This window comes from Cypionkella sp. PAMC25878 (genome assembly GCF_058135695.1).
This window is the reverse complement of record NZ_CM176871.1, coordinates 3,923,636-3,939,314: the sequence shown is the minus strand read 5'-3', so window position 1 is coordinate 3,939,314 and position 15,679 is coordinate 3,923,636. Positions and strand designations below refer to the sequence as shown.

The following is a 15,679-nucleotide window of genomic DNA, read 5'->3' as shown; positions in this document are numbered from 1 at the left end:
ACGCGCAGGGCCACTGTCAGCCAGATGACAGGATTATGTGCTGAAATTCTAAGCAGGGACGGCACGAGGAGGTGCCGCCCAGAAGAAATGGCACAAAATCCGTGCCTTGGGAGGAGAATCAGAATGAAACACACGCTTTTGAGCGCGTTCTTTGTCGCGGCCTTGGCGGCTCCGGCGTTTGCGACCGATTATATGATTATGGCACCTGCCGCACCGGGGGGGGGCTGGGACAGCACCGCGCGTTCGATGCAAGAGGTGATGCAAGCCGAAGGCATCTCGCCTTCGGTTCAGGTGCAAAACGTCCCAGGCGCGGGTGGCACCGTGGGTCTGGCGCAATTCGCCTCGACTGCTGCGGGCGATCCCAGCCAGTTGATCGTTGGCGGTTATGTGATGGTCGGCGCGATCCTGACCAATGAATCGCCAGTGACTTTGGCAGATGTCACCCCCATTGCCCGTCTGACCGGCGAAGCCGAGGGTATTGCTGTTTCCGCCTCGTCGCCGATCCAGACCATTGGCGAGTTGGTCGAGATGATGAAGGCTGATCCCGGCTCGGTGTCTTGGGCAGGCGGCTCGGCAGGCGGGGTGGACCATATCACCGTCGGTCTGCTGGCCAAAGCCGCAGGCATTGATCCGACCAAGATCAACTATGTCGCCTTCTCGGGCGGTGGGGAGGCACTGGCCGCGATCCTTGGCAATCAGGTCACCGTTGGTATTTCCGGCGTGGGCGAGTTCCTGCCGCAAGTCGAAGCTGGCACCATGCGGATGCTGGCCGTCTCGACCGCTGAGAAATGGCAGGGCACCGATGCTCCGACGCTGATGGAATCGGGCTATGACGTGAACGTGCAAAACTGGCGCATGGTCGCGGCGGCTCCGGGCCTGTCGGCGGAACAAAAAGCAGCGGTTGCGGCGGATATCGACAAGATGGTGAATTCGGCAGGCTGGAAGACCTTGTTGGAAACCAAAGGCTGGGCCAACACCTACCTTGCCGGTGCTGATTTTGACGCGCAACTCGCCAAAGAAGTCGACTCCACCACGGCTGTCCTGAAGGACATCGGTCTGGTGAAATGAGCGAATTTTACACAGCAACCAAGCGTCGCCCCAATGGGGCGGCGTTCGTCGTCGCAGGCGCGCTGGCGGCCTTAGGGGCCCTGCTGATCTGGCAAGGCTTCGCCATTCCCGACAAGGGCGGCTACGCGGGCATCGGCTCGGGCGCATTGCCGAAATTCGTCGGCTACGGCCTGCTGGTGTTGGCTGCACTGCATGTGGTCTCTGGCCTGCGCGATGCCGCCCCCGCCATGGCGCGTCCGCATTGGACCCCGGTGCTGTGGATCCTTGTCGGACTTCTGCTGCAACTGATCTTGTTGAAGCCGCTGGGGTTTGCCATCGGCTCGGCTCTGCTGTTTGCCTGCACGGCTGCGGGCTTTGGCAAAACCAAACTGGTGCTGACCTTGCCCATCGGCCTTGCGCTGTCGTTGCTGATCTATGGCGTGTTCGACCAGCTGCTGCGGCTGAAACTGCCAGCGGGCGTGCTGGAACACCTGATTTTCGGGGGCTGAGATGACGACATTCGACTTTCTGCTACACGGTCTTTCTGTGGCGATGGACCCGATGATCCTGTTTTACGCGCTGATTGGGGTCACGCTTGGCACCGCCGTGGGCGTGCTGCCCGGCATTGGCCCGGCGCTGACCGTGGCGTTACTGTTGCCTGTCACCTATGGCCTTGATCCCGCGGGATCATTGATCATGTTCGCCGGGATTTACTATGGCGGGATGTATGGCGGCTCCACCACCTCGATCCTGCTGAACACGCCGGGAGAAAGTGCCTCGATTGTCACAGCACTTGAAGGCAACAAGATGGCGCGGGCAGGGCGGGGTGGTCCGGCTTTGGCCACCGCTGCGATTGGCTCGTTTGTGGCGGGATTGCTCGCCACCCTCGCGCTGGCCTTCCTTGCGCCCTACGTGGTGAAACTGGCGCTGGTGTTCGGCCCGCGCGAGTATTTTGCGCTGATGATGCTGGCGTTTGTCACCGTCTCGGCGGCGTTTGGCGACAGCGCGATGAAGGGGCTGACCTCGCTATTCGTCGGCCTTGCTTTGGCTTTGGTGGGGATTGACCAGTTGACCGGGCAAGCGCGGCTGTCGTTCGGGGTGCCCGAACTGTTGGACGGGGTAGAGGTGACCACGCTTGCGGTTGCATTGTTCGCCATCGGCGAGGCGCTGTTTGTCGCCTCGCAGGGCAACACTGGCGTCGACAAGATTGAGGCGGTGAAAGGCTCGGTCTGGATGACACGCTCGGATTGGGCGCGTTCGTGGAAGCCGTGGCTGCGCGGCACTCTGATCGGTTTTCCGATCGGCGCGATGCCCGCAGGTGGCGCCGAAATTGGCACGCTGCTGTCTTACGCCACCGAGCGGCGGCTGTCGAAGAACCCCGAGGAGTTCGGCCACGGCGCGATTGAGGGCGTAGCTGGCCCCGAAGCCGCCAACAACGCCTCGGCCGCAGGCACTCTGGTGCCGTTGCTGACGCTGGGCCTGCCGACGTCCGCCACCGCTGCGATCATGTTGGCGGGGTTTCAGCAATTCGGGCTGCAACCGGGGCCGCTGTTGTTTGCCACCTCGCCCGATTTGGTATGGGGTCTGATCGCCAGCCTGCTGATTGCCAATGTCATGCTCTTGGTGCTGAACCTGCCGCTGGTCGGCTTGTGGGTGAAATTGCTCACCATCCCGCGCCACTGGCTTTATGCCGGGATTTTGCTGTTCGCCACGCTGGGCACCATCGGCATGAACCCCTCGCCCGTTGAGCTTGGCATGTTGCTGATCTTTGGCATCATGGGCTTTATGATGCGGCTTTACGGCTATCCGATTGCCCCGGTGGTGGTCGGTTTGATCCTTGGCCCGATGGCCGAGCAACAGCTGCGCCGCGCGCTGGCGATCTCACAAGGCGATTGGACAACGCTGGTGGCAACCCCGGTGTCTGCAGGTATCCTGCTGGTTGCAACCTTAGCGCTGGTGGTGCCGCTGATCATGCGGATGCGCGGTCAAGGCGCTGTGCTGTCCCAGATCGCCAGCGACGAGGATTAAACCAAGGGGGCTGCGTTCGCGCGGCCCCCTTGGTGTGTGATCGGCACTGATGCATGACGCATGCTCTCGGTCGGGGCCAGAGATTTCGGGCAAGAGCGGTTTGTGCCATCAGCACAAGCCCATCCAAACCCGCAACCATTCAAGGATTTAAGTGGTGCCGGAGACGGAATTGAACCGCCGAAACGCGGATTGCCGATACCTGTGTCGTTAAGGCTGAGACGTTGAGGAAATGCAACCTGCCAAGCTGAAAAACTCTCTACAGTGTCAATTACCCGTATAAGTTCAATGAGCTAAGGGCGTTATGTGGGTTGCGTCAACTAGGTCAATTTTCGCAATGTTGCAATTTTGAGGATAAGGTCCAGTGGATGTTTGTGTCCCTTCTATGTTGCGATGGCAGGTTGCAAGGAAAAGAGATGACTAAGTTTGAGCTTACAGTGAATAGCCCCTAGTTTGCTAGACGCCTTGCTTGGTAAATTTGGAAGCAGGCAGGACGAGATGTCCGGAGCAAAATTCACAGACGAGTTCAAGCGCGATGCGGTGCGCAGGTCGATGATCGGAGCTAGGAGGCGTGCGGGTCCGGTCGATATGGCACGTTGCCATCTGCAAGATCCCAGCATGGCCAAGTTTACCAAATCGCATCTGATGCGGGTGCTGCGCGAGGCTGGCGTGATCCGCCGCAACGCGCCGAAAGGCCGGGGCCGGACGCGCAGCCTGCGCCGCGGCGATCTGGACAGCCGCTTTCCGGGCTTGCTGGCGGCGATCCTGTCTAGCGCGCCGCCCAGCGACGGGCCCGATTTCAATTGAACAGATGCCCAAGCGGCACGTCGGTTTGGCCCAGACTGTTAAGTTGAACCGAGCGCCGAGTTGCTTTGAAGTTGGGCTGGCTGCACGACCCCGATAACGGTCAGTGTGCGGCGCTGATTATTGCGGGTATCCCAATAAAACGCGGCACCTTCAGACAATCCCAAGAGCGCGACGCCGATCGGAGTCATGATGGAAATCCGATGGCGCATGATGTCGGCGCTTTCGGGGTAAACCAGTGTCACAGTCTTATTCAGACCCGTTGCTTCATCCCGATATGTCACGCTGCTGCCGATAGATACGACATCGCGAGGCATTTTGTTCGGTTTGACGATCTGCGCGCGGCCAATTTCCTCCATCAGGCGTTCAGCTAGTGCGGGATTGCGATGCATGGCGCCTTCTGCCAGCGCCTCAATGTGACCAAGTTCGTCTTCATTGATCACAATTTTGGGCGTGCGCATGTGGGTATTTTTTGCGGGTCTGGTCAGTTGGATTGTCATGGGAATTGTGTCCTTGAATGGATGAGATGTGGGATTGGTCCCGGTCCGAAGACCGGGGTATCCCATTGATTGGGAAGGATGTGCCTTAAGCCGTCGGTGCGACGCTCAGGACAGTCAGCGAACTGATAGCGCCGTCCTCGTGAAGCAGTGGCGCACGTTCGCCAACGCGCATCCCGATCAGCGTCGCCCCCAAAAGTGAACAGACCGGAATGACACCACTGTGCGCGCCGTTTCTTGCCCGGTGGCTTAGAAAACCTATTTGGGCGGGTCCGCCATCCAACGCGTAGCTCACACAGGACGCGCCAGTGACAACATCCTTTGGCACCTCACCCCGCGGCGGTCTGGATGCCGTGATTTTATGGCGCAGAACATGATCAAGAAAAGGTCGCTGCGCGATGTCCGGCTGCTTTAGATGTCGCTGAAGGTGCTGGCAGTCGTCGTCGCGAAGTGTGAACGTCCGCAACATGCCGGTTTTTTGCGTGCGCTGCGTGTCGATTTCTGCCGAAGTGGATTGAATAATGTTGCTCATTGCCTCTCCCCGGACGCCAAGACGTCGCGTGTTCAATTCAAAATTGTGAGGAGGCCCCGGGAGGGTTGGCGGGCGCAGACGCGCCTAGACCGCCCGGGGAAGCAGGCGGTTCAGCAGAAGAAATCGGAAATGATCCAAATGTGCTAACATGGGTTAAACTTAGGAATGCATCTGGTCTGTGTCAATTGGGGGTCAGCCTGTTTACGGGTGTGGTTGTGTGGGTGTCGCATAAATGGCCCCCTCGTAGGCGTTTTCGCGCCCAAAGGTCGCAGATGGGGCGCGGGCTGATTGAAACCAGCACCTGCAAGTTACATATTTGCAGCATGATGATGTTCAGCTTCCATACGAGGTTCCTGCTTTACGCGGGAAACAGACTGAACCGCCGGTAACCCCAGGCGGGGACGGCGCTTTGCGCCGATCGCTGACCTGGGGCTCACACAGATCAGACCAGAATTGATGGAGGCAACGCTGCCGTCTCGGCCAGATGTGTTCAGTCTGGCTTGCGGGCCGCTTTGCAGCTTTTGGCGCATGCTGGGTCTGCTTTTATGCGGCGAGATTGAAACCCCTGCTGCGAAAATCACAGACCCGCGCTCGCAAATAGCGACGGGCAGGGCCTCCACGTCCTAAATCTCTGACGCGCCTGATCGGCGGCTTTTAACCCATTATATCTGTTCACAAAATGACTATGGCCTTCCTAAAACAAACAGCTATGGTCGATGCGCTGTCAACGGATGACAGTCGTTTCAAAGGAGAGAAAACATGGCCCAGGGCATGACCAAACGACGACGTGACGAAAAAAAACCGAAGAAGGAAGTCGTGAAAACCATCGCAGCCGCCCCCAGTATGAAAAACGCTGTCGCCGTAACAGCGGCAAAACCAAAGTCTAAGTGATGCGACAGATCGGCGGCCACTCCGGGCTGACATGTCAGAAGACGATGTTGACCGGACATGCTGCCGATCCTTGCTCCAAAGGCAGATGGCGGCGCAACAGGCCTGCTGATCTTTGCTTTCGTCAAGTGCGATGGGGCAGACGATTGTATCCTGCATAGCCATCGAGCGACAGGATGCCGCCAAAGCCCTGCAACGGCGTCAACGCAGCGCGCTGCCGTTTTGCGCGAAGAAGCAAAGCCTGTCAGCCGGGAAGAAAGCTGTGACTTCGTCACCCGTCGAAGGTATCGGTTCTCAGGGATCCATGGCAGACAGAACTTGTGCCATTGATTTTGGCGTGATGCGCCACTGCGCCGCACCCGCCATCTGTAGCGCGCTCAAAAAATCGCCACACCGCGCTTGACATAAGGTAAATCATGGCTTCATAAGTTGTAGGAACAACCCTACAATTAAGTGGTGCAGCAGATGCTCTCCCATTCCTCGGAAATACCGCGCATCCCGCCAGAATCTCTTCCCGCCGTCGGCTTGCCCATTCGTCGCCTGCGGCATCCGGGGCGCTGGCTTTCCGGCGCGGCGGTGATGCTGGTGCTGGCGTTGCTTATCCACGCCTTTGCTGTCGGCAATATCCGGTGGGCCATCGTCGGAGAGTTCCTGATCGCCCCAGTCATCGTGAAGGGCTTTGGCTGGACACTGCTGATAACCTTTTGCGCGCTGGCGCTTGGTGTCGTGCTTGGCTTTGGGTTCGGCATGATGCGGCTTTCGGCCAATCCGGTGCTGCGCTTCGCGTCCGCGCTGTATGTCTGGATCTTCCGCGGCACGCCGGTGCTGCTGCAACTTCTAATCTGGTTCAACATCGCGCTGATTTTTCCGCGGCTCTATTTCCCCGGCCTGATTGATGCGCGCATGGTGGATGTGGTCACGCCGTTTGTCGCCGCCGTGCTTGGTTTGGGCGTCAATGAGGGGTCGTATCTGACCGAGGTGGTCCGGGGTGGGATCAATTCTGTCGATCGCGGGCAGATTGAGGCGGCCAACACGCTTGGCATGACGCCGGGTCAGGCGATGCGCCGGATCATCCTGCCGCAAACCATGCGGCTGGTGTTGCCGGTTTTGGGCAACAGCGCGGTGGGGATGCTCAAATTCTCGTCTCTGGCTGCGACCATTGCCATGGCGGAGATGCTCAATGCCGCGCAACGGATTTACTTCATCAACGGTGCCGTCATCGAACTGCTGTTTGTCTGCGCCCTCTGGTATCTGGCTGGCACCTCGGTGCTGTCGGTCGGGCAATATTACCTTGAGCGGCATTTTGGCCGCAGCGCGGGCGGCGCGGCGCCGCGCCGCAGCTGGTTCCGCAAAGCAGCGACCGAGGGCGAAGCATGACACTCGCAGTCAAAACAGTTGGTATCCGCAAGCGCTTTGGCGGCAACGAAGTGCTGAAAGGCATCGACCTTGAGGTGAGCCATGGCGAGGTGCTGTGCATCCTTGGTCCCTCGGGCAGCGGCAAGTCGACGCTGCTGCGCTGCATCAACCATCTAGAAGTGCCCGATGGCGGCTATGCTTGGGTCGATGGCCAGATCATCGGCTATGCGCTGAAGGGGGGGCGGCTGGATGAACTGCCGATCAAGCGGTTGCGTATCCAGCAAAGCCAGCTAGGCATGGTGTTTCAACACTTCAACCTGTTCTCCCACCGCACGGTTCTGGGCAATGTGATCGAAGGTCCGATGATCGTGCGCCGCCACTCACGCGAAAAGGCGGTGGCGCGGGCGATGGAACTGCTCGACATGGTCGGCATGTCGGGCAAAGCCGACGCTTATCCGGCTCAGTTGTCCGGCGGACAGAAGCAGCGAGTCGCCATTGCGCGCGCGCTGGCGATGGAGCCGCGGGTCATGCTTTTCGACGAGCCGACAAGCGCGCTTGACCCGGAACTGGTCGGCGAGGTGCTTGAAGTCATGCGACGGCTTGCCGCCGCGGGCACCACGATGATCGTCGTCACCCATGAGATCGGCTTCGCGCGCGAAGTGGCAGACCGCGTGGTGGTGATGATCGACGGCGAGATCCGCGAGTCGGGGCCCGCTTCCGCCGTTCTATCGAACCCCGACGACCCCAGGGTCAGAACCTTCCTCAGGCGCGTTTTGGCCTGAGACCACTGCAACATCAGATCAATAGTGAGGAGACTATCGGAATGACGATGACACTGAATTTGCTGCGACCTGCTGCCGTAGCGGCGGCGCTGATGCTGACCGTCGCCGCCCCGGCTTTTGCCGAAACCGATGCGGCCGCGGCGGCGCTGCTGCCCCCGGCCTATGCCACGGCTGGCAAGCTGAACGTGGTGATCTCGCTGGCCTATCCGCCAATGGAATACAATGACGCGGGTTCGGAAGAGCTGAAGGGTTTCGACATCGACCTCGCCCGTGCTATTGGCGACCGGCTTGGCCTTGCCGTCGAGTTTCAGAACGTCGAGTTTCCGCAGTTGATCCCGCAGGTGGTGACGGGTCGCTCCGACATGGCGATGACCGCCTTCTCTGACAAAGTGGAGCGTCAGGCACAGCTTGATTTCATCGACTATTTCAACACCGGCAACGTGTTCTATTCAACCGTCGACCATAAGGCCGAAATCACCGATGAAAAATCGCTTTGCGGCAAGACCATCGCGGTCGCCACAGGCACCAGCTGGGTGACTTGGGCCGAAGGTGTCGGCAAAGCGATCTGCCCGGCCGATCAGCCTTACAACGTGATCCAGATTCCGACCCAAGCGGAACATATCATGCAAATCCGTCAGGGGCGGGCGCAGGCTTCGGTGATCGGGGTTGAGGGACTTGCGGATCTCGTGTTGAACGAGCCCGACCAATTCTACCAGATCGGTGTGCCGGGCGAGCCGAACCCCTATGGCATCGCATTCGAGAAATCGAATACCGGGCTGCGCGATGCGGTTCTGGCGGCGCTGAACAGTCTCAAGGCGGACGGTACCTATTTGGAAATCGCCAACCGCTATGCGCTGGGGGTTGGTGCTGTCGACGCGTTCGTCATCAACGGTGTCAAGTAGTAAGCACGGCACCACGTAAACAAGAAGCGAGGCGGTAAGATGGCGGGATCGGGCGAGGACGGACGGCAAACAGAGGATGATCCTCTGGCGAAGGTCGCGCTCGATCTCTATTCCAGCGAACAGCTTTACCGCCAGCTTTACCGATCTTTGCGCGCGGCGATCTTGTCGGGCGCTTGGAGTGAAGGCGAAATTATCCCGTCCGAGAACGAACTGCGCGACCGTTTCAGCATCGCCCGCACGACCGTGCGCAACGCCATGGCGCTGCTGGTGCGGGAGGGGCTTGTCCGGCAGGTGCGTGGCAAGGGCACAATGGTGTCGCACCGCCCCGTCAGCCACAGCGTCTGGAACTTCGGAAGCTTTACCGAACTTGCCCGCTCCAGCGGCAAGCGCCCGGTCACGCGGGTGATTGAGCACCGCATCGAGGCTGGCGATCTCGTGCTTGTCCGGGCACGCGGGTTGGGCAGCGCCGAGCGTGTCGATTGGTTGAACCTCGACACATCTTGGCTGCCGCTTGACCTGTATCCGGGGATTGATCGCTACGATTTCGCGGCGCAGTCGCTCTATGAGGTGCTGCGCCGTGACTATGGCCGCGACCCGATGCGCTCTGAATTGCAGTTGTCGGTGGTGCCGCCGACGCAACAGTTGCTGGAGGTGTTCGGCCAGACCCCGACTGTGCCGGGCTATCTGTGCGCGGCGGGCGACGTGCTTGACGGAGAAGATCGGCGGGTCGAGCGGACCTCGATCGTCTACTCCCCGAACGTCGAAATGAAATTCGCGACCCGCTGGGGCCATGGCACGACTGGCCGGGCCGCATCCGATGAAACAGGAGACGAGAAATGACGACGCTGAGCAGCGTATTTCCGATGCCAAAACCCATCCTTGGGATGTTGCATCTGGGCGGTGACACCCCTGAAGATCGGTTTTCGCGCGCGATCGAGGAAGCCCGGATCATGGCGGGCGAAGGCATCGACGGGCTGGTCGTCGAGAATTATTTCGGCGATGCCGATGACGTCGAGCGTGTTCTTGATCGGCTGAGCGGGCTGGGGCTTGGCCCGCAGATCGGCATCAATGTGTTGCATGACAATGATCGGGCCTTTGCGCTGGCCCACAGCTATCCCGTCGCCTTCATCCAGATTGATTCTGTCTGCGGTCATCTTCCACCCGAGGCGGACACCGACTTCGCGGCCAAACTTGCCGCCGACCGCGCCGGGGTGACGGCGCTGTTGCTGGGCGGCGTGCGCTTCAAGTATCAGCCGGTGCTTTCGGGGCGGAGCGAAGCTGAAGATCTTCGCCTAGGTGCCGCGCGGTGTGACGGGCTGGTTGTGACCTCGGATGCAACCGGGCAAGAGACTGCACCCGAGAAGACCCTGCGCTTCCGCGCAGCGACCGGCGGCACGCTGCCGCTTTTGATCGGCGCGGGTATGACCGAAGCCAATGTCGCCCAGCAACTCGCGCTGGCCGATGGCGCTATCGTCGGAAGCTGGCTGAAGACAGGCCACTCGGACAAGGGCCGGGTCGAAGCCACGCATGTGGCGCGCTTTATGGCTGCGGTCCGCAACCTGCGTGAGATGGCAGCATGACGGGGCTGGTGGTCACGCCTCAACCGCTGACCGCAGCGGCTTTCGCCACCTTCGGCCGGGTCTTTGAGCTGAACGGCAGCGCTGCCGAGGGCGTGGTGCCGATGTCGGGTGAGGGTTGGAGCGACAGTTTCACCCTCAAGCCGCTGATCGACAGTGCGGGCCATCTTGGCATGACGCAGGGGCCGGGGGCCCCGTGGCAGTGCCAGTTGATGGAACGCCATCCGCGCACAGAAGAGGCACTGTTCTGCGCCGGGGCGCCGATTGTTCTGGCGGTCGCCCCGGCCGGTCCAGCCGCGGCCCCCAGCGCCGAGACGATTGAGGCGTTCATCATCCTGCCGGGTCAGGTCGCGGTGATGCAGCGTGGGGTCTGGCATGACGCGTGTCGCGGGCTTGATGGCCCGACCCCCTACTATTGGATGGCAACCTGCGGCCTTGGCCCCGACCCATGGGTCGCTGTCGCCGGTGGCCCTGTCGAGGTGCGGGCATGACGGCTTTCTTCATTGGCGATGTGGCAATTGATGAATACTATACCGCTGACCGCTGGCCGGGTCGCGCCGACAAGGGCTTTGTCACAGAATTGCCCGCCGAATGCGGCGGCTCGATCGCCAATGCGGCGGTGGTTCATGCAGCCCTTGGCGGCGCGCCAGAGTTCATCTCGCTTCTGAACGCAAGCCCGCTGTCTGAACGGCTTATTGCCGATTTGACCGCGAACGGGGTGTCGACCCGTCACATGCTGCGTGACGCCGCGATCCCAGAGTCGCGCAACCTGATTTTTCTGGTCGATGGCGAACATGTGGTGTTGACGGTTGAGATGGGTCAACAGCCGATGTGGCTTGCCGCCGACACGCTGGCGGCGCTGCGTCAGCCCGGCTTTCTTTACACCACGCTTTATCGGGCGCGGCGCCTGCACAGTGCCACGCCAGCGGGCACGCTCGCGCAAGCGGCGCTGCTGGCCGATCTGCGCGCGCACGGGCGGCAAACCATCTTCGATCTGGACGTTGGCGGTGCCGCGGCCGCCGATCTGCCTTATCTGCGCGGGGCTGCGGTGGTGATCTTCAACCAGATTGGGTTTCAGATCACATTCGGCCATGATGATATCGAGCGTGTCGCGGGTTGGATGCACGACAACCAGATCGCCTGCGTGGTGCGTACCAAGGCCGAGGATGGTGCCGAGGCCCTGAACGCAACCGGGGTGATCCGCACCAAGGGCCACAGCGTCGATGTCGTCGATGTCACCGGCGCGGGCGACACCTTTGGTGCCGCGCTGACTTGGGGGCTAGAGCAGGGCCATGATGTTGCAGAAACGCTGGAGTTTGCGGTCGCAGCCGCTTCCCGCGCCGTCACCCGTCACGGCCCCCGCGGCGGCAAGGCGACAGTGGCGGAAGTGGAAGACTGGCGGGCGCGTGAGGTAACCAGCGCTATCAGATGAAATCCCAGTGAACGGGCAAATTGTGTTCCGGCCCTTTAGAGCCTGTCTGAGTTATACTTGCTATGTTGCGTCGCTGATGAACAAGTGAGGTAACGAATTTGCGCATCAAACGCACCATCGCGACGCCCGGAAGCGCGCGGCCGATTATCAGCGCCTGGACCTGCAGCGGTTTCGTTCCGGTCAGGTGCTCATGTTAGGCGGCCCTCTGTTCGAAGGCCACGGGTGATTTCCAGCCCAGGGCAGAGTGTTTTCGGCGCGGGTTGTAGAAGCCGTTGATGTATTCGAAGATGGCGACTTCGACTTTGCGACGGGTTTGCCTGTTGCGGTGCCAGACCAGTTCGGCCTTCAGCGACTTGAAGAAGCTTTCGACGGCAGAATTGTCATAGCAATTGCCTTTCCCGCTCATCCGCTGCCCGGCAGCGGATGTTTACATCCGTGAGAGGGGAGGGCGTCAGCGCGTGCTTGCGCAGAAACTTCTGGTGGTCGTGGGCACAGTATTGCGAGCCGCGGTCCGTGTGGTGAATGCGCCTGGCGGCGGTCTGCGGATCGCGATCGCCCTGTTCAGTGCGCGCAGAGCGAGGTCCTGCTTCATACGGTTGCTGGGGAAGGTAATCCCCCCTGGAAGTAAGGGTCTGCATAAGTAGAGTTTTCTCGGCAAGATGAACGAGGAGATTCTGAATCAAGACAAGCAGATACACAGAGGCGCAGATCCTCGCGATCCTGCGTCAGGCTGAAGGCGGCATGCCGGTGGCCGAGCTGTGCCGGGTGCACGGCATGATGCCATTGCCCGGCAATGGTTTGTCTTCAAACCATGAGAGGGAACGCGTCATTCTATAAATGGCGGGCGAAGTATGGGGGCATGGATGCGTCGATGATCGCCCAGGCGAAAGCCATTGAGGAAGAGAACCGGCGGCTGAAGAAGATGTTCGCCGAGTTGAGCATGCAGAACGAATTTCTGAAGGAAGCCCTTGGAAAAAAGTGACTGGGCCGTCTCAACGCCGTGAGATGGCCGAGAACGCGGTGGCGCGACGCAGGGTCAGCATAGCGCTGGCGTGCCGGACTTTCGGGGTCAGCGAGACGTGTTACCGCTATGGCCCGAAGTTAAGGGCCGAGAACGAAGAGATCGCCGATCTGCTGGTCGGTCTGACGGATGCCCGCAAGACCTGGGGGTTCGAGCTTTGCTTCTTGCATTTACGCAACGTGAAGGGCCATCCATGGAACCACAAGCGGGTGTATCGGATCTATTGCGCGCTTGAACTGAACCTGCGGATCAAGCCGCGCAAGCGGTTGAAGCGGGACAAACCTGACGCCTTGGCGGTGCCAGAAGCGCCGAACATGACATGGTCCATGGACTTCATGGCGGATCGGCTGGGCGATGGCCGTGCGTTTCGGCTGCTGAACGTGCTCGACGGCTTCAACCGCGAGGGCTTGGGCATCGAGGTTGACTTTTCCTTGCCCGCCGAGCGGGTGATCCGGAGCCTGGACCGGATCATTGAATGGCGCGGCAAGCCAGGCGCCATTCGGGTTGATAACGGCCTGGAATACATCAGTGGCAAGTTGCTGATCTGGGCCGAGAAACGCGGCATCACCATTCAGCACATACAACTCGGTCAGCCGCAGCAGAACGCCTATATCGAGCGCTACAACCGCACGGTTCGGCACGAATGGCTGGATCAATACATCATCGAAACCATCGAGGAGGCCCAAGACCACGCCACGCAATGGCTCTGGACTTACAACAACGACCGTCCGAACATCCCTTTCATGGTTTGCAAGCAAACCATTGCCGGGCAACGGGGCATCGGCGGCATAACACCCGCCCAGAAACTGAAAATGGCCGCATAAGTTCTACGAATGCACCCCGTTAAAAATGGGGGATTACCAAACAAGCGAAACATGCGCGTTATAAAAATGATCGTGCCGAGCAGGCTGGCGGAAAGCAGTGGTTCTATAACTGGGTCGTCAGAATCATGATGGAGCGCTCGACAAACTACTGCGCCGACAACGCGATCAAAAAGTTCGGCAAGGCAGCGAAGCTCAAGGTCCTGTTCAGCGCGCGCGGGGGGCACTCTTATGGCCAAACGAAAGCATACTGGGAGCTTCTGCGCGCCAAGAGCATGGTTGGACGGACCTTCCTTCCTCTCTACGAGATGCGGCACGACATCTTGAGCTTTGGGTTGGTCGATTATGTGCCGCACTATATGCATGCTGGCTTGCAACTGGCTGACATCGCCGCCAGCGCGTTCCACCAAGCCATCGAAGACAGATCGCCGCGATGGTCAACAATGTGCGCAAAGGCACTTGACCCAAGAGTAGCATCTCGCAACAAGATCGCTGCTGATGTTGGTCTCGTTTTACAGCCGCATCAGATCAAACAAATTGGTCTATCGATGATGCAGAAAGAGATATTCAGTTACTATGGTTATGATTTCGGGGGGAGACAGGTGCGGGCCCCGGCTTGTGTTGATCTGTCGCCTTAGGCTGAAATCCGATGTTCAACCGTCAACAAACCCGTGAGCTACTCCCCAACTCTTGGACAGATTTCCGGGTGAGTTAAGCTACTGCCTGCCTCTGCTGATCGGTTTCGATTGCGTTGAAGTAGACCACGGCGGGCGGTTGTCCGCCATGGGCGGCGTGGGGCCGCAGGTGGTTGTAGAAGGTGATCCAGCGCCCGACGCCGGCTTTGGCCTGTGACCCGGTTTCCCAGGCGTGCAGGTAGACGCATTCATACTTCAGGGAACGCCAGAGACGTTCAATGAAGATGTTGTCGAGGTAGCGGGCTTTGCCGTCCATCGAGATTTTGGTCTTTGCCCGCTTCAAGCGGTCGGTCCAGTCGAAGGAGGTGAACTGGCTGCCCTGGTCAGTATTCATGATTTCGGGCGGGCCGAACTTGTGGATGGCGTCGTTCAAAGCCTCCAGGCAGAAGTCGGCCTCCAGCGTGTTGGAGATGCGCCAGGCCAGCACCTTGCGGGTGAACCAGTCCATGATGGCCACCAGATAGAGGAAGCCTTTGCGCATGGGCAGGTAAGTGATGTCGGCGCACCAGACTTGGTTGGGCCGGTCGATCCGCAGCCCACCCAGCAGATAGGGGTAAGTCTTGTGCCCCTTCGCAGGCCTGCTGGTGTTGGGTTTTTGGTAGATCGGCATCAAGCGCATAAGGCGCATCAGACGCCGGATGCGCTTTTCGTTCACGGCATGACCTTCATTCTGCAGGTGCCATGTCATTTGCCGGACGCCATAGAAGGGCGTCTCCAGAAACTGCTTGTCGGCCAGCAGCATCAAGTCGAGGTTCATCGCAGTCTCTCCTTGCGGCGCGTAGTAGAACGACGACCGCGAGATCGATAGCAGTCGACACTGCGCCCCGACCGACAGCGTGGGGTGGGTCCGTTCGATCATGCCACGCCTCACTTCCCGGTCCAGGGCTTGAGCTTTCTTGCCAAAAAATCGTTGGCGACCGCCAGTTCTCCGATCTTGGCATGCAGCTCGCGGACCGTATCCTCGGCGACCTCAGCGGTGGCGACCGCCTTGCTACCGCGCTCAAAGATGCCCGTGGCACCTTCCAGAAGTGCCTTTTTCCATTGATGGATCATCGTCGGATGGACCTCATAGGCGGTCGCCAATTCCGACACCGTGCGCTCACCCTTCAACGCCTCCAACGCCACACGCGCCTTGAAGGCTGCGTCATGGTTCCTGCGTTTCGACATCTCTGTTCTCCTCGTGCTTGGAGACCAGCAGACTTCAGATCGTAGCTTCCGTCACTGTCCGATTTTCGGGGGGTAGCTCAGTTGCCATAGCGACTTCGATTGGATTGGTTGCTGCCAGAGCCACAGGCACATC

At 59.9% G+C, this 15,679-nt stretch carries 16 protein-coding genes and 2 pseudogenes; 14 read left to right on the top strand and 4 right to left on the bottom strand.

What is annotated here, in order from left to right; all coding sequences use genetic code 11:
• Positions 1-123: 123 nt before the first annotated feature.
• From ACS5RD_RS19360 to ACS5RD_RS19345, 4 genes are all read left to right on the top strand, one after another.
• The gene (locus tag ACS5RD_RS19360) at positions 124-1,068 is read left to right on the top strand and encodes a Bug family tripartite tricarboxylate transporter substrate binding protein (RefSeq protein WP_054007162.1); all 945 of its coding nucleotides are present in this window, start codon (positions 124-126) and stop codon (positions 1,066-1,068) included.
• Positions 1,065-1,556: a tripartite tricarboxylate transporter TctB family protein gene (locus tag ACS5RD_RS19355; RefSeq protein WP_489928739.1), complete on the top strand. Its 492-nt coding sequence runs from the start codon at positions 1,065-1,067 to the stop codon at positions 1,554-1,556. Before ACS5RD_RS19360 ends, ACS5RD_RS19355 begins: the two co-directional genes overlap by 4 nt.
• Before the next feature lies 1 nt (position 1,557).
• Complete coding sequence (locus ACS5RD_RS19350; protein WP_054007164.1) at positions 1,558-3,075, top strand: tripartite tricarboxylate transporter permease; 1,518 nt, start codon at positions 1,558-1,560, stop codon at positions 3,073-3,075.
• A gap of 495 nt (positions 3,076-3,570) precedes the next feature.
• The gene (locus tag ACS5RD_RS19345; protein ID WP_489928738.1) at positions 3,571-3,879 is read left to right on the top strand and encodes a hypothetical protein; all 309 of its coding nucleotides are present in this window, start codon (positions 3,571-3,573) and stop codon (positions 3,877-3,879) included.
• A 38-nt stretch (positions 3,880-3,917) separates the two neighbouring features.
• On the opposite strand, the gene rnk is transcribed toward ACS5RD_RS19345, so the two are convergent.
• Both rnk and ACS5RD_RS19335 read right to left on the bottom strand, forming a co-directional pair.
• The gene (gene rnk / locus ACS5RD_RS19340; RefSeq protein WP_489928737.1) at positions 3,918-4,376 is read right to left on the bottom strand and encodes a nucleoside diphosphate kinase regulator; all 459 of its coding nucleotides are present in this window, start codon (positions 4,374-4,376) and stop codon (positions 3,918-3,920) included.
• 85 nt (positions 4,377-4,461) lie between these two features.
• The gene (locus tag ACS5RD_RS19335) at positions 4,462-4,905 is read right to left on the bottom strand and encodes a GreA/GreB family elongation factor (RefSeq protein ID WP_489928736.1); all 444 of its coding nucleotides are present in this window, start codon (positions 4,903-4,905) and stop codon (positions 4,462-4,464) included.
• A 759-nt stretch (positions 4,906-5,664) separates the two neighbouring features.
• Here ACS5RD_RS19335 and ACS5RD_RS19330 point away from each other — a divergent pair.
• From ACS5RD_RS19330 to ACS5RD_RS19295, 8 genes are all read left to right on the top strand, one after another.
• Positions 5,665-5,796 (top strand): hypothetical protein, encoded by a 132-nt coding sequence (locus ACS5RD_RS19330; protein ID WP_489928735.1) that lies wholly within the window; start codon positions 5,665-5,667, stop codon positions 5,794-5,796.
• Positions 5,797-6,258: 462 nt separating this feature from the next.
• Entirely contained in the window at positions 6,259-7,170 is a 912-nt protein-coding gene (locus ACS5RD_RS19325) for an amino acid ABC transporter permease (RefSeq protein ID WP_489928734.1), read from the top strand.
• Complete coding sequence (locus ACS5RD_RS19320; protein ID WP_489928733.1) at positions 7,167-7,931, top strand: amino acid ABC transporter ATP-binding protein; 765 nt, start codon at positions 7,167-7,169, stop codon at positions 7,929-7,931. The genes ACS5RD_RS19325 and ACS5RD_RS19320 overlap by 4 nt, the downstream gene beginning before the upstream one ends.
• A 41-nt stretch (positions 7,932-7,972) precedes the next feature.
• Positions 7,973-8,833, top strand: coding sequence for an ABC transporter substrate-binding protein (locus tag ACS5RD_RS19315; protein ID WP_489928732.1), 861 nt, complete (start codon positions 7,973-7,975; stop codon positions 8,831-8,833).
• Between the two features lie 39 nt (positions 8,834-8,872).
• The gene (locus ACS5RD_RS19310) at positions 8,873-9,673 is read left to right on the top strand and encodes a GntR family transcriptional regulator (RefSeq protein WP_489928731.1); all 801 of its coding nucleotides are present in this window, start codon (positions 8,873-8,875) and stop codon (positions 9,671-9,673) included.
• Entirely contained in the window at positions 9,670-10,413 is a 744-nt protein-coding gene (locus ACS5RD_RS19305; RefSeq protein WP_489928730.1) for a BtpA/SgcQ family protein, read from the top strand. Before ACS5RD_RS19310 ends, ACS5RD_RS19305 begins: the two co-directional genes overlap by 4 nt.
• On the top strand, positions 10,410-10,901 hold the full coding sequence (locus ACS5RD_RS19300; RefSeq protein ID WP_489928729.1) for an ureidoglycolate lyase: 492 nt from the start codon (positions 10,410-10,412) through the stop codon (positions 10,899-10,901). The genes ACS5RD_RS19305 and ACS5RD_RS19300 overlap by 4 nt, the downstream gene beginning before the upstream one ends.
• The gene (locus ACS5RD_RS19295; protein WP_489928728.1) at positions 10,898-11,842 is read left to right on the top strand and encodes a carbohydrate kinase family protein; all 945 of its coding nucleotides are present in this window, start codon (positions 10,898-10,900) and stop codon (positions 11,840-11,842) included. Before ACS5RD_RS19300 ends, ACS5RD_RS19295 begins: the two co-directional genes overlap by 4 nt.
• 193 nt (positions 11,843-12,035) lie before the next feature.
• Here the strand turns inward: ACS5RD_RS19295 and ACS5RD_RS19290 are convergent.
• A pseudogene (locus ACS5RD_RS19290) lies at positions 12,036-12,443 on the bottom strand (DDE-type integrase/transposase/recombinase); the annotation flags it as partial.
• 77 nt (positions 12,444-12,520) lie between these two features.
• On the opposite strand from ACS5RD_RS19290, the pseudogene ACS5RD_RS19285 reads away from it, so the two are divergent.
• Together ACS5RD_RS19285 and ACS5RD_RS19280 are read left to right on the top strand one after the other, a co-directional pair.
• A pseudogene (locus ACS5RD_RS19285) lies at positions 12,521-13,687 on the top strand (IS3 family transposase).
• A 125-nt stretch (positions 13,688-13,812) separates the two neighbouring features.
• Entirely contained in the window at positions 13,813-14,322 is a 510-nt protein-coding gene (locus ACS5RD_RS19280; protein WP_489928727.1) for a hypothetical protein, read from the top strand.
• Between the two features lie 73 nt (positions 14,323-14,395).
• Here the strand turns inward: ACS5RD_RS19280 and ACS5RD_RS19275 are convergent.
• Positions 14,396-15,546, bottom strand: a protein-coding gene (locus tag ACS5RD_RS19275; RefSeq protein ID WP_489927680.1) for an IS3 family transposase whose coding sequence is annotated in 2 segments (ribosomal slippage) — positions 14,396-15,255 and positions 15,255-15,546 — 1,152 coding nt in all. Because the reading frame shifts where the segments join, the coding sequence is not laid out codon by codon here.
• Between the last annotated feature and the right edge of the window lie 133 nt (positions 15,547-15,679).

Excerpts from the sequence above, each read along its gene's own strand:
- ACS5RD_RS19360 (WP_054007162.1), top strand. The coding sequence starts at position 124 with ATGAAACACACGCTTTTGAGCGCGTTCTTTGTCGCGGCCTTGGCGGCT.
- ACS5RD_RS19355 (WP_489928739.1), top strand. The coding sequence starts at position 1,065 with ATGAGCGAATTTTACACAGCAACCAAGCGTCGCCCCAATGGGGCGGCG.
- ACS5RD_RS19350 (WP_054007164.1), top strand. The coding sequence starts at position 1,558 with ATGACGACATTCGACTTTCTGCTACACGGTCTTTCTGTGGCGATGGAC.
- ACS5RD_RS19345 (WP_489928738.1), top strand. The coding sequence starts at position 3,571 with ATGTCCGGAGCAAAATTCACAGACGAGTTCAAGCGCGATGCGGTGCGC.
- rnk (WP_489928737.1), bottom strand. The coding sequence starts at position 4,376 with ATGACAATCCAACTGACCAGACCCGCAAAAAATACCCACATGCGCACG.
- ACS5RD_RS19335 (WP_489928736.1), bottom strand. The coding sequence starts at position 4,905 with ATGAGCAACATTATTCAATCCACTTCGGCAGAAATCGACACGCAGCGC.
- ACS5RD_RS19330 (WP_489928735.1), top strand. The coding sequence starts at position 5,665 with ATGGCCCAGGGCATGACCAAACGACGACGTGACGAAAAAAAACCGAAG.
- ACS5RD_RS19325 (WP_489928734.1), top strand. The coding sequence starts at position 6,259 with ATGCTCTCCCATTCCTCGGAAATACCGCGCATCCCGCCAGAATCTCTT.
- ACS5RD_RS19320 (WP_489928733.1), top strand. The coding sequence starts at position 7,167 with ATGACACTCGCAGTCAAAACAGTTGGTATCCGCAAGCGCTTTGGCGGC.
- ACS5RD_RS19315 (WP_489928732.1), top strand. The coding sequence starts at position 7,973 with ATGACGATGACACTGAATTTGCTGCGACCTGCTGCCGTAGCGGCGGCG.
- ACS5RD_RS19310 (WP_489928731.1), top strand. The coding sequence starts at position 8,873 with ATGGCGGGATCGGGCGAGGACGGACGGCAAACAGAGGATGATCCTCTG.
- ACS5RD_RS19305 (WP_489928730.1), top strand. The coding sequence starts at position 9,670 with ATGACGACGCTGAGCAGCGTATTTCCGATGCCAAAACCCATCCTTGGG.
- ACS5RD_RS19300 (WP_489928729.1), top strand. The coding sequence starts at position 10,410 with ATGACGGGGCTGGTGGTCACGCCTCAACCGCTGACCGCAGCGGCTTTC.
- ACS5RD_RS19295 (WP_489928728.1), top strand. The coding sequence starts at position 10,898 with ATGACGGCTTTCTTCATTGGCGATGTGGCAATTGATGAATACTATACC.
- ACS5RD_RS19280 (WP_489928727.1), top strand. The coding sequence starts at position 13,813 with ATGATGGAGCGCTCGACAAACTACTGCGCCGACAACGCGATCAAAAAG.